This is a genomic window from Sinorhizobium chiapasense (assembly GCF_045277575.1).
Classification (GTDB): Bacteria; Pseudomonadota; Alphaproteobacteria; order Rhizobiales; family Rhizobiaceae; genus Ensifer; species Ensifer chiapasense_A.
In genome coordinates this window covers 262,072-286,063 of record NZ_CP144206.1, presented here as the reverse complement: position 1 = coordinate 286,063, position 23,992 = coordinate 262,072, and the positions used below count along the sequence as shown (strand labels likewise).

The 23,992-nt window shown below is 62.4% G+C and carries 24 protein-coding genes; 12 read left to right on the top strand and 12 right to left on the bottom strand.

Translation table 11 applies throughout. The annotated features are described in order from the left end of the window. Positions 1-16: 16 nt before the first annotated feature. Positions 17-1,165 carry an efflux RND transporter periplasmic adaptor subunit gene (locus QM996_RS20275; protein ID WP_334197861.1) on the bottom strand — a complete coding sequence of 383 codons (1,149 nt, stop codon included), beginning with the start codon at positions 1,163-1,165 and terminating at the stop codon, positions 17-19. 57 nt (positions 1,166-1,222) lie between these two features. Then, on the bottom strand, positions 1,223-1,825 hold the full coding sequence (locus QM996_RS20270) for a TetR/AcrR family transcriptional regulator (RefSeq protein ID WP_500270461.1): 603 nt from the start codon (positions 1,823-1,825) through the stop codon (positions 1,223-1,225). 248 nt (positions 1,826-2,073) lie between these two features. Between QM996_RS20270 and QM996_RS20265 the strand changes: the two genes are divergently transcribed. After that, the gene (locus QM996_RS20265) at positions 2,074-3,042 is read left to right on the top strand and encodes a DUF808 domain-containing protein (protein ID WP_334197859.1); all 969 of its coding nucleotides are present in this window, start codon (positions 2,074-2,076) and stop codon (positions 3,040-3,042) included. Positions 3,043-3,113: 71 nt separating this feature from the next. Here QM996_RS20265 and speB read toward each other — a convergent pair whose 3' ends face one another. After that, positions 3,114-4,067, bottom strand: coding sequence for an agmatinase (gene speB, locus QM996_RS20260; protein ID WP_334197858.1), 954 nt, complete (start codon positions 4,065-4,067; stop codon positions 3,114-3,116). Positions 4,068-4,305: 238 nt separating this feature from the next. On the opposite strand from speB, the gene QM996_RS20255 reads away from it, so the two are divergent. The 4 genes from QM996_RS20255 to QM996_RS20240 are packed head-to-tail and all read left to right on the top strand — an operon-like array spanning position 4,306 to position 8,230. Then, positions 4,306-5,412, top strand: a complete 1,107-nt coding sequence (locus tag QM996_RS20255) for a polyamine ABC transporter substrate-binding protein (protein WP_334197857.1) — start codon at positions 4,306-4,308, stop codon at positions 5,410-5,412. A gap of 30 nt (positions 5,413-5,442) precedes the next feature. After that, on the top strand, positions 5,443-6,510 hold the full coding sequence (locus tag QM996_RS20250) for an ABC transporter ATP-binding protein (RefSeq protein ID WP_334197856.1): 1,068 nt from the start codon (positions 5,443-5,445) through the stop codon (positions 6,508-6,510). A gap of 9 nt (positions 6,511-6,519) precedes the next feature. Then, positions 6,520-7,422: an ABC transporter permease subunit gene (locus QM996_RS20245; protein WP_334197855.1), complete on the top strand. Its 903-nt coding sequence runs from the start codon at positions 6,520-6,522 to the stop codon at positions 7,420-7,422. Between the two features lie 10 nt (positions 7,423-7,432). Next, positions 7,433-8,230 (top strand): ABC transporter permease, encoded by a 798-nt coding sequence (locus QM996_RS20240; protein ID WP_334197854.1) that lies wholly within the window; start codon positions 7,433-7,435, stop codon positions 8,228-8,230. A gap of 73 nt (positions 8,231-8,303) precedes the next feature. On the opposite strand, the gene QM996_RS20235 is transcribed toward QM996_RS20240, so the two are convergent. Together QM996_RS20235 and QM996_RS20230 are read right to left on the bottom strand one after the other, a co-directional pair. Then, positions 8,304-8,624, bottom strand: coding sequence for a hypothetical protein (locus tag QM996_RS20235; RefSeq protein ID WP_334197853.1), 321 nt, complete (start codon positions 8,622-8,624; stop codon positions 8,304-8,306). A 284-nt stretch (positions 8,625-8,908) separates the two neighbouring features. Further along, a complete protein-coding gene (locus QM996_RS20230) occupies positions 8,909-9,793 on the bottom strand; it encodes a helix-turn-helix transcriptional regulator (RefSeq protein ID WP_334197852.1) in 885 nt (294 codons plus the stop codon). 384 nt (positions 9,794-10,177) lie between these two features. Between QM996_RS20230 and QM996_RS20225 the strand changes: the two genes are divergently transcribed. Then, the gene (locus QM996_RS20225; RefSeq protein ID WP_334197851.1) at positions 10,178-10,555 is read left to right on the top strand and encodes a cupin domain-containing protein; all 378 of its coding nucleotides are present in this window, start codon (positions 10,178-10,180) and stop codon (positions 10,553-10,555) included. A gap of 14 nt (positions 10,556-10,569) precedes the next feature. Then, complete coding sequence (locus tag QM996_RS20220) at positions 10,570-11,964, top strand: NAD(P)/FAD-dependent oxidoreductase (protein WP_334197850.1); 1,395 nt, start codon at positions 10,570-10,572, stop codon at positions 11,962-11,964. Positions 11,965-12,059: 95 nt separating this feature from the next. Here QM996_RS20220 and QM996_RS20215 read toward each other — a convergent pair whose 3' ends face one another. From QM996_RS20215 to QM996_RS20205, 3 genes are all read right to left on the bottom strand, one after another. Then, positions 12,060-12,998, bottom strand: coding sequence for a LysR family transcriptional regulator (locus QM996_RS20215; RefSeq protein WP_334197849.1), 939 nt, complete (start codon positions 12,996-12,998; stop codon positions 12,060-12,062). 273 nt (positions 12,999-13,271) lie between these two features. Beyond that, positions 13,272-14,975: an amidohydrolase gene (locus QM996_RS20210; protein ID WP_334197848.1), complete on the bottom strand. Its 1,704-nt coding sequence runs from the start codon at positions 14,973-14,975 to the stop codon at positions 13,272-13,274. 421 nt (positions 14,976-15,396) lie between these two features. Beyond that, complete coding sequence (locus QM996_RS20205; protein WP_173518918.1) at positions 15,397-15,807, bottom strand: hypothetical protein; 411 nt, start codon at positions 15,805-15,807, stop codon at positions 15,397-15,399. A 333-nt stretch (positions 15,808-16,140) separates the two neighbouring features. Here QM996_RS20205 and QM996_RS20200 point away from each other — a divergent pair, with 333 nt between their 5' ends. The 5 genes from QM996_RS20200 (at position 16,141) to QM996_RS20180 (ending at position 20,800) form a co-directional block, all read left to right on the top strand. After that, the gene (locus QM996_RS20200) at positions 16,141-16,842 is read left to right on the top strand and encodes an RNA polymerase sigma factor (RefSeq protein WP_334197847.1); all 702 of its coding nucleotides are present in this window, start codon (positions 16,141-16,143) and stop codon (positions 16,840-16,842) included. A gap of 89 nt (positions 16,843-16,931) precedes the next feature. Continuing rightward, complete coding sequence (locus tag QM996_RS20195) at positions 16,932-17,453, top strand: DUF4142 domain-containing protein (protein ID WP_334197846.1); 522 nt, start codon at positions 16,932-16,934, stop codon at positions 17,451-17,453. Positions 17,454-17,461: 8 nt separating this feature from the next. Continuing rightward, positions 17,462-17,776: a cupredoxin domain-containing protein gene (locus QM996_RS20190; protein ID WP_334197845.1), complete on the top strand. Its 315-nt coding sequence runs from the start codon at positions 17,462-17,464 to the stop codon at positions 17,774-17,776. A gap of 131 nt (positions 17,777-17,907) precedes the next feature. Next, positions 17,908-18,930, top strand: coding sequence for an LLM class flavin-dependent oxidoreductase (locus QM996_RS20185; protein ID WP_334197844.1), 1,023 nt, complete (start codon positions 17,908-17,910; stop codon positions 18,928-18,930). A 139-nt stretch (positions 18,931-19,069) separates the two neighbouring features. Beyond that, positions 19,070-20,800: an adenylate/guanylate cyclase domain-containing protein gene (locus QM996_RS20180; RefSeq protein ID WP_334197843.1), complete on the top strand. Its 1,731-nt coding sequence runs from the start codon at positions 19,070-19,072 to the stop codon at positions 20,798-20,800. Between the two features lie 97 nt (positions 20,801-20,897). On the opposite strand, the gene QM996_RS20175 is transcribed toward QM996_RS20180, so the two are convergent. From QM996_RS20175 to QM996_RS20160, 4 genes are all read right to left on the bottom strand, one after another. Beyond that, on the bottom strand, positions 20,898-21,188 hold the full coding sequence (locus tag QM996_RS20175) for a hypothetical protein (RefSeq protein ID WP_500270460.1): 291 nt from the start codon (positions 21,186-21,188) through the stop codon (positions 20,898-20,900). Positions 21,189-21,329: 141 nt separating this feature from the next. Beyond that, positions 21,330-22,100 carry an ABC transporter ATP-binding protein gene (locus QM996_RS20170; protein WP_334197841.1) on the bottom strand — a complete coding sequence of 257 codons (771 nt, stop codon included), beginning with the start codon at positions 22,098-22,100 and terminating at the stop codon, positions 21,330-21,332. A 9-nt stretch (positions 22,101-22,109) separates the two neighbouring features. After that, the gene (locus QM996_RS20165; protein WP_334197840.1) at positions 22,110-23,090 is read right to left on the bottom strand and encodes an ABC transporter substrate-binding protein; all 981 of its coding nucleotides are present in this window, start codon (positions 23,088-23,090) and stop codon (positions 22,110-22,112) included. A 32-nt stretch (positions 23,091-23,122) separates the two neighbouring features. Next, positions 23,123-23,983 carry an ABC transporter permease gene (locus QM996_RS20160; RefSeq protein WP_334197839.1) on the bottom strand — a complete coding sequence of 287 codons (861 nt, stop codon included), beginning with the start codon at positions 23,981-23,983 and terminating at the stop codon, positions 23,123-23,125. Positions 23,984-23,992 lie beyond the last annotated feature (9 nt).

The following is a 23,992-nucleotide window of genomic DNA, read 5'->3' as shown; positions in this document are numbered from 1 at the left end:
CGCTATCCTGGCAACGTCAGCGCACGAGGCTGGTTTCGGCTGCCGCAGCAGCTTGGCGCGTCGTATCGTTGGAGATGGTCACCTTGAGATCGTCCGTCATGAACTGCGTTCCCGCAGCAACGACGAGGTCGCCGACATTGAGGCCTTCGGTGACCCGCACGCCATCGGTGGTGAAGTCCGCAAGCGTGACAGGCCGGCTGCGGACCGTTTCCGTACCGCGATCGACGACCCAAACGATCGGATAGCCGTCCTTCTCGGCCAACGCGCTCAAGGGAACGGAAACGAAAGGAGTGCCGCTGCCAGCGGAAGCCTCGACGGTCGCGGTCATGCCGAGCAGGACCCGCGGGTCGTTCGGCAGGCTGACGCGCACCGAGAAGGTCCGCGATTGCTGATCGGCGCTGCCGGCGACCTCGCGCACCGTGCCGTCGAGCGACAGGCCCGCGTCAGACCAGATCCCAACCTTGACCGGCAGACCGGCCTTGAAGTTGCCGATTTCCGTCTCAGGTACTGCGACCTGGACTTCCTTTTCGCCTTCGACCGCAACCGTGGCAACAGGCGTGCCAGAGCCGACGACCTGGCCGACATCGGCATTGATGGCGGTCACGATACCCGGCCGGTCGGCGACGAGGCTCGTATAGACCACCTGGTTCTTCGCCTGGGATAGCGCCGACTTCGTTGCATCGCGCGTGGCAACGGCCTGGTTGTAGCTCAGCACCGCCTGGTCGAACTGGGCCTGCGAGGCGAATTTCCTGGCGAGCAGCTGCTTGGCGCGATCACGCACCAGCTCGACCGTCTCGACCTGGCGTTCGGCCGCCTCCAGATTGGCGGTGGCGCTGCGCACCGCGAGCTCGTAGTCGGTCGCGTCGATGCGGGCAAGGAGATCGCCGACATTGACGCGATCGCCGACATTGACGATCCGCTCGACGATCTTGCCGCTGACACGGAAGCCGAGGTTCATCTCGGTTCGCGCGCGAACCGCACCGGAATAGCTGAGCTGTCGCGCAGCGTCGGCCTGAGCGATCTCGACGACCTTGACCGGACGCACAACGTCGGCAGTTTCGGATTTTTCTTCCGAGCAGCCGGCGAGCGCTGTCGAGAGGGTGGAAATCAGCGCAATGGTAGCAACGAATGAAATACGGCGGTGAAATTCAATAGGCATAAACATAGTCGCACTCCTGAAAATAGGCCGACGCCGCCTCTGGCTGCGCCGGAAACAGTCCGGCTAGACCTTCAATCCCTTGATCGCGAATTCGACCAGTTCTTCCGGCGAGGCGCGGTTTGTCTTGCTGAGACATTGGGCAACCATTTGCGGGTGACAGAGCGTGACCGTCGCTGCACCGAAACAGCGCGACGCGGCATCGGCGTCCTGTTCCGGGAACTCGCCTGCGGCGATGCCTTCGCGGATGACGTTGGCGAGAAGCGCATCGATCCTGTCGATATGCTTGTCGATGACGTGCCACTCGCGTTCGATGGCAACGACCACCATCTCGTGCACCTTCGTGTCATCGAGCATGAGCTCGACGGTCATCTGATGCTGCGCATGGACGTAACGGCGCAGGCGCTCCGTCGCGCTCAACGGCAAGGAGCAGATCTCCTGTGCCATCTGATAGCTGGCCGCGAGCATGCGGCCGCAGAGCGCCTGATGGATCTCCGTCTTGGAGGCAAAGAACCGGTAGATGTTTGCCGGCGACATGCCGAGCTCCTTGGCGATGTCGGCGACATTGGTCTTGCTGTAGCCGAAATGCCGGAACAGCCGCTCCGCGGCATCGAGGATCCGCGTGATGTTGTCCTGGCGCGTCTGGTCCACGACGGTATCGTTGCTCACCGGCATTGCTTGCCTTTCGATTTACGACTGACGAATTTCGTATTTCGTCAGTCGTAAATCGAAATGAGACACCCGTCAACGAAAGAATCCGTCCGCACGATCACGATTTGATAACCAAGACTGCGCTTACCGCGCGCGGCCGACAGCCCGCGAACGGCATCCGACGGTCGTTGACTCGACACGCCATGGTGGTTACTGGCGCTACTGGAGCCTCGTTTCTCGGATTCTTCTCAAGGGGTTAGCAACTTATGGCCACAGGTCTCATCGCCCTCCTCGACGACATCGCGGCCATCGCCAAGATGGCGGCCGCTTCGCTGGACGACGTGGCGGCCCAAACCGCGAAGGCCAGCGCCAAGGCGGCCGGCGTCGTGATCGACGACGCTGCGGTGACCCCGCGTTATGTGGTCGGGCTGACGCCAGAGCGGGAACTGCCGATCATTGCGCGGATCGCCCTTGGCTCGTTGAAGAACAAGCTGCTTTTCCTGCTGCCCGGCGCACTGGTGCTCAGCTATTTCGCACCTTGGGCAATTACGCCGCTCCTGATGCTCGGCGGCATCTATCTCTGTTACGAGGGCGCCGAGAAGCTTTACGCCGCAGTCTTTCCGCATGCGGCCCACGCGCACGAGGAAGCGGTGCTCGGCGAGAAGAGCGATCCGGTGGCGCTGGAAAACGAGAAAGTCTCGGGCGCCATCCGCACCGACTTCATTCTCTCTGCCGAGATCATGGCGCTGACGCTCTCGACGGTCACCGATGCCGGCATCTACACGCAGGGCATGGTGCTCGCCGGCGTCGGCATCCTGATCACGCTCGCCGTCTATGGCGTCGTGGCGCTCATCGTCAAAGCCGACGATGCCGGCGTCGCGCTCGCGAAAAACCCGCTGTCCGCCTTGCGATTATTCGGTCGCAGCCTCGTTCTCGGCATGCCCGCATTCCTGAAAGTTCTTGCCGCGATCGGCACCGCCGCCATGCTCTGGGTCGGAGGCAGCATCCTCGTGCATGGCATGGCGCAACTGGGACTGGCCGGTCCGGAACACCTCATCCACGATGTCTCCGAGGGCGTCGCCCACACGCTGGCCCTCGCCCCGGCGGTGGTCGGCTGGCTCACGACCTCGGCGCTCCAGGCCCTGCTCGCCATCGCCGTCGGCGCCGCAACCATCATCGTCATGGGCAATGTGGTCGCGCCGATCTGGAGCCGCCTGCGGCCGGCAAGGAGCTAGAGGCGCTCGCAAGCGTGTCCAGGAGGCCGCTCCTGACCTCCTGATATTTCGTTTCCGAGCTTTCCCGCGGCCTATCGCTTGTACTTCACGCCCGGCAGCACGCAGAGCATCTCGTAGAGAAGGTTTGCCGCCGTGATCGCCGTCGTGCCTGTGGTGTCGAAAGGCGGGCTCACCTCGACGAGATCGGCACCGACGAGATTAAGGCCGCGGCATCCGCGAATGATCTCGATCGCCTGGATGACGGTTAGTCCTCCGATTTCCGGCGTGCCGGTGCCCGGCGCATAGGCCGGGTCGAGGCTGTCGATATCGAAGGTCAGATAGGTCTTGTGGTTCCCGATCTTGGCGCGGATGCCTTCGATCAGCGGCACCAGCGACTTGTGCCAGCATTCTTCCGCCGGGACGGCGGTGAAGCCCTTGTCGCGCGACCAGTCAAAATCGTCGGAGGCGTAACCCGTACCGCGCAGGCCGATCTGGAACACGAGGTTGGGATTGAGGCAGCCATCCTCGAAGGCGCGGCGGAACGGCGTGCCGTGCGCAATCTTCTCGCCGAACATCGTGTCGTTGATATCCGCATGGGCATCGACATGGATGAGGGCAACCGGCCCGTGCTTTTCTGCGATCGCCTTCAGGATCGGATAGCTGATCGTGTGATCGCCACCAAGCGTCAGCGGGATGCAATCATGCTTCAGGATCTCGCCGATGCCACGGGTGATGATCTCCATGTTGGCCGGCAGGTTGAAGGTGTTGATGGCGATGTCGCCGATATCGGCCACCTGCAGACTTTCGAAGGGTGCGGCGCCCGTCGCCATGTTGTAGGGGCGGATCATCACGGATTCGGCACGGATCTGGCGTGGTCCGTATCGCGTTCCGGAGCGGTTGGACGCGCCGATATCCATGGGGATGCCGACGAAGCAAGCATCGAGGCCCTCAGCCGATGTCGCAGCGGGAAGGCGCATCATCGTGCCCGGACCACCGAAGCGGGGCATGTCGTTGCCGCCGAGCGGCTGATTGAATTTCTGCTCCATGGAAGCTCTCCCTTTTAGTTCGCCAAACCCTAGCAGGCACCGCGGGCCGAGAAATACCCATTGATCGAATGTTACTTCGATGCGGGTCAAACAAACATGGCTTGATGCAGCCAAGGCAGGTCGATTGCCATTTACGACGCTGTCCCGCCTCCCGCACCTAGCCAAAGGGAGTGTTGCCGTCTTTAGGCCTACCGATCACTTTGGCGAAAACAAAAATACGCCGTTCTTGGGAGGAACCATGCAAAACTTTCGTCGCACCGCGTTGCGCTCCATGTTCGCTGCGTCGCTTGCCGCACTTGCGGTCTCAACGACCGCCCAGGCGCAGGACAAACTGTTCATCTACAATTTCTCGGACTATTTCGCCGAAGGCACGGCTTCGAACTTCCAGACGCGCACCGGCGTCGAAACGCGGGTCGATTTCTACGATTCGCTCGAAGTGCTCGAAACGCGGCTACTCGCCGGCGGCAGCGGCTTCGACGTCGCCTTCCCGAGCGCCACGGTCGGAGAGCGGCTGATCCAGTCCGGTGCGCTGAAGCCGATCGATGTCACGGCGCTCAAGAACTACGGCAATCTCGACAAGGACCTCTTGAAGCTCGTCGCCGAACACGACCCGGAGAACAAATACCTGGTGCCCTATATGTGGCTGACGACGGGCGTCGCCTACAACGCCAAGCTCGTCGCCGAGCGGCTGCCGGATGCGCCCGTCAACAGCCTCGACATGTTCTTCAAGCCCGAGGTCGCCGAAAGATTCCAGGATTGCGGCATCGGCATCGTCGACGCGCCGAACGAGGTGATCCCGATCGCGCTCAACTACCTCGGCCTCGATCCCTATTCCACCAAACCGGATGACCTCGACAAGGCGAAAGAGCTTCTACTCAAGCTCCGCCCCTATATCCGCCACATGCAGAGCGGGCAGCTCGTCGCCGACATGGCGTCGGGCCAGCTCTGCCTTGCGCTGATGTGGAGCGGGGACGCCGGCATTGCGGCTGCCCGCGCGGAGGAAGCGGAGACCGGCGTCGAGGTCGATTATTCGATACCGAAGGAAGGCACGATCATCTCCTTCGACACGATGGCGATCCCGGCCGACGCGCCGGATCCGCAACAGGCGCTGGCCTTCATCGACTATATCCTCGAACCGAAGACGGTCGCGGCGATCAGCAACCACGTCTTCTACGCCAACGCCAATGCCGCGGCGACACCGGAAGTCGATGCCGCCATCCGTGACAACCCGAACATCTATCCCCCTGCCGACGTCCGTTCCAAGCTCTTCGTCGACAAGTCGCTGCCGCCGCGCCAGACGCGCGAGCGCACCCGCGTCTGGTCGGCCTTCAGGGCCGGCCAATAGCGCCAACCGTCAACGGCAGGACCAGACCCCGTGCAATCCTATATTTCGATCGAGAACCTGGCGAAGTCCTATGGCATCGTCACCGCCGTCAACAACATCAATCTCGGTATCGAGAAGGGCGAGTTCTTCTCGCTTCTCGGACCCTCGGGCTGCGGAAAATCAACGCTGCTCCGGATGATCGCCGGCTTCGAGACCCCGACATCCGGCGCCATCAAGCTGGAGGGGGCAGATGTCACCGACGTGCCGGCGCATAAGCGCCCAACCAACATGATGTTCCAGTCCTATGCCCTGTTCCCGCATCTGACGGTGGGCAGGAACATCGCGTTTGGATTGCAGCAGGACGGCCTCGACAAGGGTGAGATCAAGAAGCGTATCGACGAGGTCGCGGAAAAGCTGCAACTGACCGCACTGCTTGATCGCAAGCCGGCGCAGCTTTCCGGCGGCCAGCGCCAGCGCGTGGCGCTCGCCCGCGCGCTGGTCAAGCGGCCGAAGGTACTGCTGCTCGACGAACCGCTCGGCGCGCTCGACAAGAACCTGCGAACGGAAACGCAGCTCGAACTCGTCCGCCTGCAGCGGGAACTCGGCCTCACCTTCATCATCGTCACCCACGACCAGCATGAGGCAATGACGGTTTCAACCCGCATCGCCATCATGAGGCAGGGCCAGGTGCTGCAGGTGGGTACGCCCTCGGAGGTCTACGAAACACCGCAGTCGCGCTATGTCGCCAAGTTTCTTGGCGAAACGAACGTGTTTGCCGGTGGCCGCGCAGATCGCAGCGGCGGCGAACTGCAGATCGACAGCGACGAAGCCGGCGGACGCGTCCGCGCCGCTCTCACCGACCGGGTGGCGCTCGATCGGCCGTTCTGGGTCTCGGTTCGTCCCGAGCGGGTGGAACTTGCGACTTCGGGCAGCGGCCTCGAAGGCACCGTGGAGCAACTTACCTATACCGGCGTCGAGCGGCACTATCGGGTGCGGCTGAAATCGGGGGCAACGCTCGACGCGCGTCGGGTCAATCTCGGCGCCGAAAGCGACCTTCGCGTCGGTGATCGGGTGTTTGCGAGCTGGTCGCCGCAGGCAAGCCGGCTCTTGGCCGAATAGGAGGTCCCCATGCTCACGACAGCAACACCGTCCGCAAAGACGTACTGGGGCAGGCGTCTTCTGATCGCCATTCCCTATGCCTGGCTTCTGGTCCTGTTCCTGGCACCCTTTGCATTGGTTGCGGGTATCAGCCTCTCGACCGTGCGGCTCGGCATGCCACCCTTCGAACCGCTGACGGCCTGGGACGGATCGATACTGAACCTCAGGCTCAACTTCGAGAACTTCCTCTACGTTCTCACCGACGACACCTATCTGCTGGCTTATCTGACCAGCCTCAAGATTGCGGCGATATCGACCGCCGCCATGCTTTTCATCGCCTATCCGCTCGCCTATGGCATTGCGTCCTGCTCGCCCTCCTCAAGGTCTCTGCTGGTCTTCCTGGTGATCATACCCTTCTGGAGCTCGATGCTGATCCGCGTCTATTCCTGGATGAGCATCCTCAGGAACGATGGTCTCCTGAACGCGCTGCTTTTGAAACTCGGCCTGATCGGCGAGCCGCTGCGCATCCTCAACACCGAGACGGCGATCTATATCGGCATCATCTACACCTACCTGCCCTTCATGGTGCTGCCGATCTACTCGAACTTGAGCAGTGCCGACCGCACGCTGATCGAAGCGGCGCGCGACCTCGGCTGCTCCCGCATCTCCGCCTTCTGGAGAGTCACCTTCCCCTTGAGCCTTCCCGGTGTCTTGGCCGGCTGCGCCCTGGTCTTCATCCCGGTCGTCGGCGAATTCGTCATCCCGGATCTGCTCGGCGGTGCCGATACGCAGATGATCGGCCGCGCCATCTGGCTCGAATTCTTCAACAACCGTGACTGGCCAATGGCCGCCGCCGTGACGATTGTACTGCTCGCCCTGTTGGTGGTTCCGATCGTCTGCTTCCAGTCGCGCCAGGCGCGCACGCGGGCTTAAGGAGATGGCCATGACGAAACCAAGCTGGTTCAATCGGCTGTCGATCCTGTTCGGCCTTGCTTTCCTCTATCTGCCGATCGTCGTTCTCGTCGTCTACAGCTTCAACGGCTCGAAGCTCGTGACCGTCTGGGGCGGCTTCTCGACCCAGTGGTATGCGACGGTTCTCGCCAGCCCCTCGATCATTGAGGGCGCGAAGGTCAGCTTCCTGGTGGCCGCGGTCTCGGCGACGGCAGCGACCATTCTCGGAACGCTCGCCGCCGTTGTCATGGTGCGGCTTCGCCGCTTCCGTGGCCGGGCGCTGTTAAACGGCATGCTGCTCGCGCCCATGGTCATGCCGGAAGTGGTGATGGCCGTCTCGATGCTCTTGATGTTCGTGACGCTCGGGATCGATCGCGGGCCGCTGACCATCACGCTGGCACACACCACCTTCACGCTCTGCTTTGCTACCGTCGTGCTGCAGTCACGGCTGGTCGAACTCGACCCCTCACTGGAAGAGGCGGCGCGCGATCTGGGCTGCACGCCGGCCAAGGCCTTCGTCAGCGTTGCTTTACCGAACATGATCCCGGCGCTCGTTTCCGCCTGGCTCTTGTCCTTCACCCTGTCGCTCGACGATCTGGTTATCTCCAGCTTCACGACGGGGCCGGGCGCCTCGACCCTGCCGATGAAGATCTACTCGCAGATCAAGTTCGGGGTGACACCGGAGATCAACGCGATCTCGACGATCATCCTCGGCATCGTCGTGCTTGGATTGGTGGCCGCGCAACTGGTCTCGCGGCGACCGGAACAAGGGGGAAGCGCCGCGGCTTGAAGCAAGTCGAGAGACTGGGCGCGCGATTTGCCCCACCAGAACTGTCTTTTCATTGGTTCGGGATTCGGGCTCCTCAGCAGCCCGTCATATCCCGTCCCTTACTGGGGTTCACGTCTTTCTTGGCGAGGCCAGGCGGGCAATCTTTGTTCGGGACCGTGTCCTGCGCTTCCCCAGCGGCACTGTTATCATTGCTCTTCACGGTGCCGGTGGTCTCGCTGGAATACGGCTTATTCCCCTTTTGCTCCGCCTTGCAATTCGGGCTACCCGGCTTGCATTTTTCCATCGTCGTCGAAGGCTGATTTCCGGTAGCGCTGGTGCCGGACTGCGCAGAAGCAGTCAGGCTGGCCGCCGAGAAAAGGGCGACCGCTAAGACAGCGGATACAGCAAGTTTCATGTCTAAACTCCATTTATCGTTCCCAAGCGGTCTCTTGCGCTTAGCCTACCCGACGAACCTCCCGCTTCCGGAAATGTTCCCCTCGGACCACCGGGAACACCCGTGAAGCTTTTCAAGGAATCTCGAAGCTGCCGGGGAATGGTCGCCGGCAGCCACCGGTCGGGCACACCGACGAGAGCGACTTCGAGTCCGTGTTTAAGCTCCCCCCTGGAACGGCGCGACTGGTTAATCACCCAGTTCGAACCGGAAATTCGTCCCGGAATTTGCCGCGCAAAGAGCTGAAATCAGTGTGGCTTTAGCGCACGACCCGGCGAAAGATACGTGGCCAGCGGGTCCTCGAACGCACTGCTCGCCGACGACACGGCGTCGATGAACAGCGAGAACAGAGCGGTCTGCGAGGTGATGTCGAGCTTGGCGTAGAGGTTGCGCCGATGCAGCTTGACGGTCGCCGGCGATATGCCGAGCTTTTCAGCGGCACCCTTGACCGAATAGCCGCGCAGGATCATTTGCGCGACCTGGCATTCGCGATCAGTGAGCAGGCTGCGGCCGAAGTTCCGGACCGCCTGCGCCAATGCGCTCTGGAGCGGCGAACCGTCATCGCCAAGGCTTTCGGGCCTGAGGTCGCGATAGTGCCGAAGCACGGCCATGCTGAGCAGCGGTGCTGCGCTCTGCAGAAAATCCTGGTCTTCTCCGCTAAAGGCCGCGTGCGAATGGCGCCGCGCCAGCGAGATCGCGATCTTCGTGTCGGCATCGATGCCGATGAAGAAATTGAATTCGTCGTGCAGGCCCGAGTGGCGGTAATAGTCGCGGTAATATTGCGACCGGTCGAAGGACGGATCGATCTGTCTCAGGCGGTAAAGACCGTCGTCGCCATTGTCGAGCGCCAACCGATAAAACGGGTCGAGCCGGTACGGGCCCTGAAGATAGGCGCGAATATCGGACAGTCCCTTGTCCGTGCGCCAATCGTTGAACAGGATCTTCGGCGGCGCGTTTCGCCGATACAAGAGCATCAGACCTGCATCGATCGCAACGTGGCGCTTGAGCGACTGCGCCAGGCGATCCTGGAAATCCGAACGCCCAACCCCCTCCATCAGGGATAGCGCCAGATCTCCCACACCGGGTGCCCGCTGCGTCGCCGCACAGACTTTGATGATCGTATCGTCGTTCATGGTGTTCTCCTCCAGGCGCAGATTAGGCGAAGGTTGAACTCGTCGCAAGTAACGGATTTTCACTATGGGATTTCCAAAACTATCGTTTGGCCGGGCAAAACAACGGCAATCGCCGCCAAAGCCCAGCAAGGCAAGGCCTGTAGCCCCGTGGCGCGGCGCTGTTTACGCCCACAACCTAGCCCTTTGGCGTATACCTAAGGTCTTTCCAACCACTTAGAAAAACAGGGCAAGTCGCGCAGTAAGAACGCCGACTTGCAAAGCAAAGCGCGACGGCCGAGACAACATTGATCTCCTGGCACCGCGTCGTATTGCGAAGATTTGAAGCAACGAAACCCTGAGCACGGCCGATCAGCTTGCCGCTCGTCTTTCTGAACTGGAGTGAACATGTCGAAGGTCATCAAACTCGGGCGCAATGGTGTCGGCCTGCGCGAGCTTGAGAAATGCAGCGTCGTGCCCCCTGAGGCGATCCTTTCCGGTTTTGCGGATGAGCTCGGCGACGTTCATTTCGAAAGCCCCGACAAGGCGGTCGTGATCGGCACCTGGCAGTCGACGCCCTATGCGGAAATGCTCTCCTATCCCGATGGCAGCGAATACAGCGTCATCCTCTCGGGCAAGGTCGCAATCACCAACCCCGACGGCTCCGTCGAGACGTTCGAAGCCGGCGAAAGCTACGTCCTGCCCGCCGGCGTCGAGGTACGTTTCGAAGTGCTCGAGACGATGCGCAAGATCTACGTCCTCTACACGGCACCAGCCGCGAAGTGATGTGAGGCGCCTCTATGACCAAGGTAAATAGCAAAGCCCTTGCCGATGTGAAGATGACGCCGTTCTGGCTCGATCGGCCGGATGCACCCGAGCCGCGAGAGCGGCTGACGCATCATTTGAAGGCGGATCTGCTCGTCGTTGGCGGCGGCTTTACCGGGTTGTGGGGCGCCATCCAGGCCAAGCAGCGCCAGCCCGAAATCGACGTGGTGCTGGTCGAGAAAGGCTCGGTCGCCAATGGCGCTTCGGGCCGGCCGGGCGGCGTCGTCTCGACCTCGGTCATGCACGGACTTTCGAATGCGGTGCGTATCTTTCCCAAGGACATCGCCGCGCTCGAAAAGCTCGGCCAGGAGAACATGCACGGTTTCCTGCAGACGCTTGAGGAACATCAGATCGACTGCCACGCCGAATGGGGCGGCGAGCTGACGGTCGCCGTCGACGACGCCCATATCGAGGCGCTGCACGAGGAGCACGAACTCCACCTCAAATATGGCCACCAGGCCGACTTCCTTGATCAGAGCGCCGTGCGCGCCGAGATCAATTCTCCGCGCTACAAGGCTGGCGTCTGGTCGAAGCACATCTGCGGCACCGTGCATCCGGCACTGCTTGCCTTCGGGCTGAAGCGGGTTGCGCTCACCCTCGGCGTTCAGATCTTCGAGAACACCGAGCTCACCGGCCTTGAGGACCTCGGCGACCGGATGAAGGCCATGACGTCCTCAGGAAGCGTCACGGCACCGAAGGTTCTTCTCGCCACCAATGCCTTTGCCTCCGGCCACAAGAAGATCAAGCACCGCGTCGTCGCCGTTCGCGACCGGGTCCTGGCGACGGAACCCTTATCGGCAGAACGCATGGCGTCGATCGGCTGGAGCCACCGCCAGGGCGTCTACGACACTCGCACGCAGATGAACTACATGCGGCTCACCAAGGACAACCGCATCATCTTCGGCGGACGCCTCGCCTACGCTTTTGCCGGCGATCCCTTCCCCTCGGTCGACAAGGAACTCGAAACCTACGAGCCCCTGGCATCCGCCTTCTTCGACACCTTCCCGCAGCTCGAAGATGTGCGCTTCACCCACGCCTGGAGCGGACCGATCGACCTCAGTACCCGCATGGCGGTGCATTTCCAGCGGTATTACGGCGAAAAGGTTGTCTATGCCGGCGGCTATTCCGGCTTCGGCGTCTCGGCTTCCCGCTTCGGCGCGCGCATCGCGCTCGATATCCTCGACGGTTCGAAGACGCCGGAAAGCCGGCTCGATTTCGCAACCAGCCTGCCGAACGCGATCCCGCCAGAGCCATTCCGCTGGCTCGGCGCGCAGGTCACCATGTATGCGCTCGATACCGCCGACAAGTCCGGCGGCTGGCGCAAGCCCTGGCTGAAGATAGTCTCCGCCATGGGCTTTCCGCTGAGCTGACGCTCTCTCCAGCAAGAGCATTGAACAGGGGCGGAATCGGTTTTACCGGTCCCGCCCCTGTCCGTACGTCAGCGCTGAATTGTTCGAGGATGCGGCTATCGCCCGGCCCGCAGGCGCGAAGCGCCTCGCCCCATCTGTGAGACATCGAATTCGCTGACGAGCAATTTCACGAAAAACGGGACCAGGCCCGACTTTGCGCGCGACTTGTCGAATGCGGCCTGGAACGGCGCCTTGTAGCTGAAGAGATCCGGACGGATCGGCCGCAGCAACCCTTCGCTGACATAACGGCTGGCGAAGTGGTCGGGCAGATAGCCGAGGTAGCGGCCGGAAAGGATCAGGCGCGCTTCGGCCTCCATGTCGCTGACGGTTGCGCGCGGATTGGCAATCGAGAAGATCTTGAGATCGCGGGCGTTCCAATAGGAGCGGCCGATCAGATTGTAGGAGCGGATGTCGTCGATCTCGATCTCGCTGTCATCACGGGAATAAAGCGGATGCTCGGCGCCGCAATAAAAGCGCTGGGTCTCCTCGTAGAGGGCGATATATTCCAGCCCCAGCGTCGTGCGCGGAAAACTGGCGATCGCGATTTGAAGCTCGCCCGTTATCACGTCCCTCAGGAGTTCATGCGGCGGCCGTGTGACGATCGAAAGCGCCACTTCCGGCGCTTCGTCCGTCATACGGGCAAAGACGCGGTTGAGGCGGGAGGACGGATCGGAGAGCGTGTTGTCGATGAGGCCGACGCAGAGCGTGCCATTCAACTGGTGCTGCAATCCCTTCATGCGGATGTCGAACTGGTCGATCGAGCCGAAGAGGCGCTTGGCTTCCTCGTAGACGGCGCGCCCCTCTTCCGTGAGACGAAAGCCGGACCGGCCGCGCTGGCAAAGGGTGAGGCCCAGCCGACCCTCCAGAGCCGAGATATGGTTGGAGATCGTCGACAGCGAGAGGTTGAGCTCTCCCTGCGCGGCCGCGAAGCCGCCCGCCTCCACGATCGTGACGTAGATGCGCAGCAGCCTCACGTCCAACGAGTCCAGTGCCATTACAACGCGCCCTTACCTTGATAAAAGTCCAAGTGAGGCGCGATTATTATGCATATTCAGGCACTAAGCTAGGGCAGGCTGCGACGATCCAGGGGCAACAGCCTACCAAACTTCAGATGAGCGCCGAACAGCTCCGAAAACCGGTAACGGCAAAGCCCGCGCGCCAAATCGGCCGGCGCCACAGGCGCCGGCCGAAAATGATCAGACGACCCAAAAGCGCGATCGCCTTGGCTCAGAAGGCGATCGACAGTATCGGTGAGCTCTCTTCCAGACCTACGGCCGGCGATAGACCTCGTTTCCGGCGAGATAGGTCGCTTCGACCTTGCGTTCCCGGATGGAACGGTCAAGCGGATCCGGCAGGGTGCCGTCGATCACGACGAAATCCGCCCACTTGCCGACGCTGATCGAGCCGATCTGGTTGCCCCAGGGTGTCATGTCCGCACCCGCTTGCGTCAAACCGTGCAGTGCCTGGTCGAAGCTCACCGCCTGCTCCGGATGCCAGGGGCCATCCCCCAGGCCGAACGGGCTTTCGCGGAAGACGGCGTCGTTGATCTGGGTCAGCGGGCTGAGCGGCGAAGTCGGCCAGTCCGAACCGAACACCAGCGGCACGCCGGCATCGAGCATCGAATGCCAGACATAAGCCCGCGGCTCGCGCTCGGTACCGATGCGCTCGGTGATGTATTTGCCGATCGTGCCGGTTGCATGGTTCGGCTGCATCGAGGCAACGACGCCGAGTTCCTTGAAGCGCTGAATGTCCTTGGTTTCGACCACCTCGATATGTTCGATGCGGTTCGGTTGAGGCCGCGGAACGGACGCCTCCGCAAACGCATCCAGCACGAGACTGACGCCGCCGTCGCCGATCGCATGCACCGCCGTCGGGAAGCCGTTTTCGTTGGAAGCCTTGATCGCGGCGGCAAGCTGCTCCTTGGTTTCGAAAGGCTTGCCCTTCCAGCCGTGCTGGTCGGAGTAATCCTCATGCATATAGGCCGTGCGGGTCGAGAGCACGCCGTCGATCACCGACTTGGTGTAGCCGAGCTTGAGCAGCGGTCCCTTCGTCTCCGGCTCGCCCGAATCCGCGGCGACCTTATCGACCTCGTCGCGATCCTTGACGGCGGCGGCGATCTTCTTCGGGTCGCCCTCGAAGAAGCCGTACCAGACGCGAAGCGGCATCTTCTTATCGGCGAGGATCGCGGCGTAGTCGTGCACCGCCGCGAGATCCGACATGTCGTTGACGCCGGTGATCCCCAGGCTGTTGGCAAACTTCATCGTCTGCAGCAGCGCCTCGCGCCGTTCGCTATCGCTGGCGACCGGGCGGTGTTTCTCGACAAGATCACCGGCCTTTTCGAGCAGGATACCACTCGGTTCGCCCTTGTCGTTCAGCAGTACCTGCCCGCCCTCTTCGACTTTCGACGTTGCCGTCACGCCGCCGACTTCGAGCGCCTTGGAGTTGACCCATACGGAGTGGAAATCAATGTCGCGCAGGACCACGACGCGATCCGGCACCACGGCGTCGAGATCCTCCTTGGTCGGCAGCTTGCCTTCGCCGAGCGTGTAGTCCCATCCGCCGCCCATCAGCCAGACGCCCTTGGGCAGGCGCTGATCGGCCTCCTTGATCTTTTCAAGCCAGGTCTTCTTGTCCGGGATGTAGGAAAGATCGACTCCGGTCACCATGTCCATGCCGGATGTGAGATGGGTATGGCTGTCGATGAAGCCCGGGGTAACGGTCTTGCCGCCAGCGTCGATCACCTTGGTTCCGGCATCGGCGAGCGCCTTGATCTCGTCATTGCTGCCGATCGCGGTGAACTTGCCGTTCTCGACGGCGAAGGCCTGCGCCTTGGCCTTGCTTTCATCGACCGTGCGCACGTCGCCATTCAGCACGATCAGGTCGGGCGCCGCCCAAACCGGCTGCGCTGCGCAAACCATGATCGCCAGGACCGAGGTCGCGCTCAGCGCCCGGGTTGTTGCTGCCAATGTCATGAAGTCCTCCTCCCGCGACTGCATCCCTCCACCCCCCGGCGAGCCGCGCGACACCGGCGTGGATGGATGATGCTGCAAGTCGGGAAGGCAGCGATATACTCCCTCGGGCTAGGTTTGCCCTTCGTCCATGCTCATGGATGCCCCCATCGAAGCGGATGTCGAGTCACCGCGGCAGAGCCCCTTGCGCGCCGGGTCGAAGCTGAGGTGAGGCCGCCACTCCGCGCGCACCTACAAAGCGGCGCGATCGCACTACGTCGCTGCGGGCGTGGAGCCCGGCGACTGGAAATGGCCATGGCTGGCCGCCATAATTCACCGCAGTCTATCTCCCGGCGATCAAGTCCTGTCGCCGGGCATCGAGGACGGAAGGTGAGGGAAGCTTTCGGCTGGCGCCCTGGCTTCCCTTAAGTGAGGCCGATCTGGCTCAGCTAAAGAGCGCTTTCAGTCGCGGCCAGAGGCCGATGGCTGAGCGAACCCGCCGGGCCGCATAGGCGGCACGTACCGAGCTGCCGAAATTGCAGTCGCAGACGATGTCGTGCAATTGGTGGTCCGATATTTCGAAGAACCGTTTTGCTTCGCCATAGCTGTCATCGGCAAGGCCCGCGAGCCGCAATTGCGGATCCTCGAATGCAACGGTCATGGGGGAACCGTTGACCTGCATGGCCTGCCGAACGGCAGCGGTCGCACGTTCGGTACCGGAAAGCGTGCCCAGTCGGCGATCGGGATTGCTTTCCAAGAGTTCAGCCCAACGTTGAAGCCGTTCCGTTCTCGTCATCACGGGATCGGGACGGATTTCGGCGAGCGCTTGCAATTGTTCAATCGATTGATGCTTCATAGTCGTCTCTCCTGGTCCGAAGATGCGACCTCGGTGCGCGCCCCTCCACACGGAGATCGCCGCTTCACCAACTCGCCAGCAGGAACCACAGTTCCCTCCTCGATAAAAAAAAGACCGCTGATGCGTACCCTCGCGCGAAACCAGGCCCCGCCTCCAACTATCACTGGCGAAGATGCCCGGATTCTCCCTCCGCGCAGGCAAAATCACGCGACCGCGCGTACCGCGGAGACTCGTTTTCTGTTCCGGTCGCCCTTGGCAACGGGTAGTCTTCCCTTTGACCGATCGGGAACGATTTTGCCGGATCCGCATCAAACGTTGGTTTGGAGGTGGATGATGAAGGATGTTCTCTTGCAAATACCACGGCTCACGCCTCAGGCCGATCACTTGACGGACCATGATCTCGTCCAGCGCGCTCTCGCCAATGATCCCGAGGCGTTCCGCACCATCATGCGTCGGCACAATCAACGGCTCTTCCGCATCGCGCGTTCGGTCGTGCGCAACGACAGCATCGCCGAGGATGTGGTGCAGGAGGCCTATCTTCGCGCCTTCGAGCACCTTGAAACTTTCCGTGGTGACGCCAGTCTCACCACCTGGCTTCATCGCGTGGTTCTCAATGAGGCGCTCGGACGCTTGCGCAAGTCGTCCACGCGACATGAGGTTCCCCTGGCAACCGAACCGGCGAGCGCCGATATCGTGCCGTTTCCAAATGCGGCAGTTTCGGACGATCCGGAGCGAGCCCTCGCCCAGCGGCAAATTCTGCGTCTGGTGGAAGAGGCGACAGACGCCTTGCCGGAAGCGTTTCGCCTGGTCTTCACCGCGCGCGTCATAGAAGCGATGAGCGTCGAGGAAACCGCCGCCATGCTGGACATCAAGCCGGAGACGGTCAGAAGCCGCCTGCACCGGGCCCGCCAGCTCCTGCGCCAACATATCGACCGCAAGATCGGACCCGTGCTGATGAATGCCTTTCCCTTTGCCGGTCGCCGCTGCGAACGGCTGACGGCGGCCGTCATGAGCCGGCTCGGGCTCGTCAGGTAATATTTTCGGGAACCTTCGTCGATAGCGCGCATCCAATGGGTGTCATCCACAGAAACCGGCGGCAACGCGCCGCCGGAGAGGAGTTCCCGATGTATGCCCGCCTGACCTCAGCCCTCGCCCTCGCCTGCCTCATCAGTGGCGCCAGCCTTGCGGCGGGGAGCAAGATCACCGATCCCCAGATTGCCCATATCGCCTATACCGCCGGCGTCATCGACATCGAGGCGGCCAAGCAGGCCCTGAAGATTTCGAAGGACAAGGAGGTGCTCGCCTTCGCCAACGACATGCTGCGCGACCACGAGGCCGTGAACAAACAGGCGCTCGATCTCGTGAAGAAACTGAAGGTGAAACCCGAGGACAATGACACCAGCCGCTCGCTGACGAAGGCAGCCACGCAGGAGCGCGAAAAGCTCGCGAAGCTGAGCGGCGCCGACTTCGACAAGGCCTATGTCGCCAACGAGGTCGCCTACCACAAGCAGGTCAACGGCGCGCTCGAAACCCTGCTGATCCCGTCTGCGAAGAATGCCGAGCTGAAGGATCTGCTGGAGACCGGCCTCAAGCTGTTTCAGGGCCACCAGCAACATGCCGAGCATGTCGCGGCCATGATGAAGTAGGCCACGTCATGATCTCGAAGCTGAGGCTTGGTGCCATTGGCGGTCTGGCCCTGATGCTGGCCGGATCGCCGGTGCGGGCGGAGACCATCCGGGTCACGATTGAAAAACTCGTCTTTTCGCCCGCCGAGATCAGCGCCGCCGCGGGCGACGTGATCGAGTGGCAGAACAAGGACGTCATGGCGCATACGGCAACGGCCAAGGGTGATTTCGACATCGTGATACCGCCCGGAAAAACGGCGACACTTATCGTCACAAAGGCCGGCACCTTCGCCTATTACTGCCGCTTTCACCCGAACATGAAGGCGCGTCTGCAAGTGCGATAAAACCGGAAGGCCCCTGTTCCGTAGAGGGGCAGGGTCCACTCCGTTCACGGCGAAGTCACCGATCGCCGTCTGTATCCAAAACCGGAATCGTGTCATGAAGCGGTCGGTTTCATTCGACAGGCGGCACGACCATGAAGAAGATCGGTTTTCTTTCCTTCGGACACTGGACACCTTCGCCCCAGTCGCAGACGCGATCCGCGGCCGACGCGCTGCTGCAGTCGATCGATCTCGCCGTTGCGGCCGAGGAAGTGGGCGCGGACGGCGCCTATTTCCGCGTCCATCACTTTGCCCGCCAGCTCGCCTCGCCGTTCCCGCTGCTTTCGGCGATCGGCGCCAAGACCAGCCGGATCGAGATCGGCACCGCCGTCATCGACATGCGCTACGAGAACCCGCTGTACATGGCCGAGGATGCCGGTTCTGCCGACATCATCGCCGGCGGACGCCTGCAGCTCGGCATCAGCCGCGGCTCGCCGGAACAGGTGATCGATGGCTGGCGCCATTTCGGCTACCAGCCAGCCGACGGCGAAACCGAAAGCGACATGGCAAGACGGCACGCGGAAGTGCTGCTCGACATTCTGCGCGGCGAAGGCTTCGCTGCGCCCAACCCGCGGCCGATGTTTCCCAATCCTCCCGGCCTGCTGCGCGTCGAACCTCACTCCGCTGGTCTGAGAGACCGCATCTGGTGGGGCGCCAGCTCCAACGCCACCGCCGTCTGGGCCGCCAAGCTCGGCATGAACCTGCAAAGTTCGACGCTGAAGGACGACGAGACCGGCCTGCCGTTCCATGTCCAGCAGGCCGACCAGATCCGGGCCTACCGGGAAGCGTGGAAAGCCGCCGGCCATACGCGCGCGCCGCGCGTCTCGGTCAGCCGCAGCATCTTCGCGCTGGTGGACGAGCGCGACCGCGCCTATTTCGGGCACGGCAATCAGCACGAGGATAAGATCGGCTTCATCGACGACAAGACGCGGGCGATCTTCGGGCGCAGCTACGCCGCCGAACCGGACGTTCTCATCGAGCAACTGGCAAAGGACGAAGCGATTGCCGAGGCCGACACGCTGCTCCTGACCGTCCCGAACCAGCTTGGCGTCGACTACAACGCCCATGTGATCGAGGCGATCCTGAAACATGTCGCGCCGGCGCTCGGCTGGCGTTGAGGCCTGCCTCGGCGAACGCAGGCAGGGATGTCGCCATGGAACTCGGTTGCCGTCGATCGGGCGCATAAGCACTCCCTCATAGACATTTCCGGCCGACGTCCTACAATTCCGTGCACCCTATTCTGCGGAAGCACGCGACATGGCTGAAGAACGCGCTCAACGGCGTCTCGCGGCAATCGTGGCTGCCGATGTCGTCGGTTACAGCCGCCTCGTCGAGCTGGACGAAGGCGGTACGCTTGCAGCGCTGAAGGAACGCCGCAAGCAGATCCTCGATCCCCTTGTCCGCGAGCACAACGGCCGCATCGTCAAGACAATGGGCGATGGTGTGCTGGTGGAGTTTGCCAGCGCCGTGAATGCGGTCACCTGTGCGATCGACATCCAGAAGGGCATGGCAGTTGCCAATCAGGGGCTTGCCGATGATCGCCGCATTCTCCTGCGCATCGGCATCAACCTCGGTGATGTCGTCGTCGAAAGCGGCGATCTCTATGGAGACGGCGTCATTGTCGCCGCGCGGCTTCAGACCATGGCCGGACCCGGCGAAATCTATGTCTCCGGCAACATATACGACCAGGTGAGGCGGCGCCTCTTTTGCGACTTCGACGCGCTTGGCCCCCACGCGATCAAGAACATCGTCGAGCCGGTTTCTCTCTATCGCATCAGCACGACGACCTTGAGCCAGGCCAGCAGCGCCAGGGCCTCCTTGCCGTTGCCCATCAAACCATCTGTCGCCGTCCTCCCCTTCACCAATATGAGCAACGAGCCGGAGCAAGAGGTCTTCGTCGATGGCCTGACCGAAGACCTGATCACCGACCTTTCCAGGGCCGGCGGGTTGTTCGTCATCGCCAGCAATTCGGTTTTTGCCTACAAGGGCCGGCATGAGGATGTGCGCCGTATCGCGCGCGAACTCGGCGTTCGCTACGTGCTGGAAGGCAGCGCCCGACGGGCGGCGGGCCGCGTTCGCATCAACGCCCAACTGATCGATGCCTTGGAGGGCGATCACCTGTGGGCGGAGCGGTTTGACCGCAGCCTGGAGGATATGTTCGCCGTTCAGGACGAGGTGACGATCAGGATCGTCGAAGCCTTGGTCGGGCGCCTCACTGACGCGCCGGCGCGCAACCGCCCATCGAACCTGAAAGCCTACGACTATTGCGTGCGCGCGCGCTCGCTCGGTCTGCAGACCGCAGGGGCAGCAAGGGAGGCGATCTTCCTTCTCGAACGGGCACTCACACTCGATCCGGACTATGCGGAGGCGCATCGACTGCTGGCGCTGAACCTCTGGCTGAGCTGGGAGTTCTGGGACCAGCCGATCGTTCCCTATCGGCAGCGCTCCGTCGACGAAGCGCAAAGGGCGGTCGCGCTCGACCCCAACGACGCCGGGAACCGCTGGGTCCTCGGCATCATTCTCGGTCACGAGCACCGTTGGGAGGAATCCGACGCCGAGTTCGACCTGGCCCTGACGCTTGATCCCAACCATGCCGATGCCTGGGCGATGCGCTCCGATCTCATCGTCCTTTGCGGCCGACCGGCGCAGGCGATCGAGCATGTTCACAAGGCGCTGCGCCTCAACCCGCACCCACCGGGCTGGTACTATTGGATGCTTGGTCAGGCTCAATATGGCATTCGGGATTACGAGGCCGCGGTCCAAACCTTGCGCCACCCTGCGACCTACCGGGCGACATCACGCCGCCTGCTCGCTGCGAGTCTGGCGCGGCTCGGTCGCCTGGACGAGGCGCGAACCGAAGCGCAATTGTTCCTGATGAACAATCCAAACTTCACGATCACCCAATGGGCCGCCTCTCAACCGTTCCGGGACGAGAAGATGCGGCAGCACTTCGTGGAAGGCTACCGCCTGCTCAACCTGCCCGAGTAGGCCACGCCGCGATGAGGTGCGTCAACGGAACGACGCGTGAGATCGCTGTCCCACGCGTTGCCTCCAGGCACTGTCGGTTGGATCCGCAGTATCAGACTCAAGGGACCTGTGGCGGATGCGCGACACCGAGATAGTAGTCGCCCTCGTGGGGACCCTGGTACTCACCCGTGTAGCGCTGGCGGGCATCGCCCAATGTCCTCGCCGGCGGGCGATAGACGTAACCCGGCGTTGGAGCCACATAGATGCTGCCTGTCGGCATCGGATCGACATACACCGCCCCTGGCGCCGGCGCCACATAGACCGGTGCAGGCGCGGGTTCGACGTAATACTGAGCCAGCACCGGACCAGCCGCCCCACTTAGGGCAAAGACGATTGCGGCGAATGACATTCTTTTGGAAATTCTCATAGCGTTGCTCCTGTCTCGACTCGGCATCCGGCCCTGCACAGGAGGCCCAGCAGGCTGCACCTCCTGTCGGATGCGGCCTTGAAGGGGGTAACGCTTGATCGCTGCAACCGTTCCGCCGAAGCCTCAATGCAGGCCGAAGAGGTGGAGCAATTCTTCGCGATGACGGACGAATTCGGGTGCGCTGCGATCGCGTGGTCGCGGCAAGCCGATCTCGATCAGCCTGGGCTCACCGCCCTTCTCGCGCGGCAGGATCAGGATGCGATCGGCGAGATAGATCGCCTCTTCGAGGTCGTGCGTAACGAGAACGGTCGTTACGTCCTCGTCACGCCATATCCGCGCTAGTTCCTGCTGCATGCTGATCTTGGTCATCGCGTCGAGCGCGCCGAGCGGCTCGTCGAGCAAAAGGATTTCAGGCTGGACCGCGAGCGCGCGGGCAATGCCGACGCGCTGCGCCATGCCGCCGGAGAGTTGCCGGGGATAGGCGCCTTCGAACTGTTGCAGGCCGACGAGCTGGACGTAGCGCCGAGCCCGCTCCCTCGCCGCACCGCGGGAAAGCCCCTGCGTCTCCAGCCCAAAGCCGACATTGTCGAGCACAGTCAGCCAGGGCAAAAGCCGCGGCTCCTGGAAAATCACCGCACGGTCGGTGCCGACGCCTCTCTTCCGCTTGCCGTCGATCAGCACCTCTCCGGCATCCGGGTCCTCGAGACCCGCCAGTACCCGCAGCAGGGTCGTCTTGCCCGAGCCGCTGGCACCGACAATGGCAAGTGTCTCACCGGACCGGATGTTGAGGTTGATATCCCTAAGGACAGGCAGTGGCGTGCCGTTCAGGCGATAGGATTTGGAGAGGTGGCGAATTGCCACCTCTCCACGACGAAGGCTCTGGGAAGCGCTCATAGCCATTCCTCAGTTGCTGACCGGAGCGTCGACGGCGAAGAGCACATCCTTGGGCGCCAGTTGGCCTTCCTTGAGCTTACCTTCACGCACCAGGACGTCGATCCAGAACTGGACGTCGTGCTCGACGGGCAGGCCGCCCGCTCGCACCCCGTAACCGCGGAAATACTGGGCGATCTCAGGGTTTTCGCCGCGTGCCTGCAAAGCCTTTGCCAGGATCTCCTTGGTTTCCTCCGGATGTTCCCGCGCGTAATCCAGCGCACGGGCCGACTGAACAACGAAAGTCTTTGCGGCCTCGGGATGCGCCTTGACGAAATCCCGGCGCAGCACCACGAAGCCGCCGGCAATTTCCCCCAGCACGTCCGTGTCGTCGAAGATCGCCCGCAGACCGCCGTTCTTACGCGCTGCGCCCTCGAAGGTCGTCTGCCAATAGCCGAAAGCAGAAATGTCCACCTGGCCGGAACGCAGCACCTGCTCGAGCTGCGGACCAGGCACGACCACCTGGTTGGCGGCGTCCGTCGGCAGGCCGACCGAATGCAAGGCCTCGCGGATCGTATAGTCGAGATGCGCTCCGAGCGTGTTCACCGCAATGCTCTTGCCGGCGATGTCCTTGATGCTTTTGATCGGGCTGTCTTCCAGCACGTAAAAGATCGACTGCACCTCGTCATTGATGCCGTTCGACGGGTAGGCGGCGACGAAATCGTTGCCGCTGATGATCGAGTTCAAGACGGCCGACGTTGCCGCGCTGCCGATCTCGACATCGCCCGAGGCCAATGCAATCAGCGATGCCGGGCCACCGGTAGCGTAGCCGATATTCTCGATCGTGATCCCGGTGCCATCGAAATAGCCGAGTTCCTGGGCGAGTTCATGGGCGGACAGACCGCCCTGGCTCGCGAGGTAGCGCAGCTTCACTGCGTCGGCGGCTGCCGCCGGTGCGGCAAGGCCGAGAGTGAGCGCGGCAGACAGAAGAAGATTGCGGGGGTGGAAAGTCATTGCGTTGTCCTTTCGCAAGAGAGAATGGGAGGTCAGGTGTTAGGCTGCGACCAGCGGCAGAGGTTGCGCTGGGCGAGAACGAGCAGTGCGTTGGCGGCGAGCCCGAGCAGTGCGAGCAGCAGGATCGCCGCGAACATCAGCGGGATTTGGAAGTTGTATTGGGCGTTCATGACCTGGAAGCCGATGCCCTTGTTCGCGCCAATCATCTCGGCGGCGATCAAGAGCAGAAGCGCCGTGGTGGCCGAGAGGCGCAGGCCGACGAAGATCGCCGGCACCGAGGCCGGCAGCACGACGCGACGGAAGACGGTGAGCGGCCCGGCACCGTAGGTCCGTGCCATCTCGACGAGCTTGTTGTCGACCTCTTTGACGCCGCCGATGGTGGAAAGCAGGATCGGAAACAACGTGGCCCAGAAAATCACGAATACCTTCGAGGTCTCGCCGAGGCCGAGCAGCAGGATGAAGACCGGATAGAGCGCCAGGGCTGAAGTCTGGCGGAAGAGCTGCAGGATGGGGTCGAGCGCCTGCTCGACGAAGCGAACCTGCCCCATGAACAGTCCGAGAGGGATACCGACCGCAACAGCGGCCGCAAAGGCGATGCCCGATCGCTGCAGGCTGATGGCGATATCGTCCAGCAGCGCGCCGCTGGCAAGACCGCTCCAGAGCGCGGACAGGATCACGTCGAGGGGCGGAAAGACCGCCGGATTAACCCAGCCGACTGTACTTGAGAGTTGCCAGAAGGCGAGAAAGGCGAGCACCAAGCCATAGCGTGCGACGATCGAGCCAAACAAGGCGCGCCAGCGCGAGGCAATCGCCGGGATCGCAGTGGTGTGCCCCTGAGCGCGGCCGAGCCCAAAGCCTGCCGCAAGCGACGTGTTGACGTGTTCGTAGGACATGATCCCACC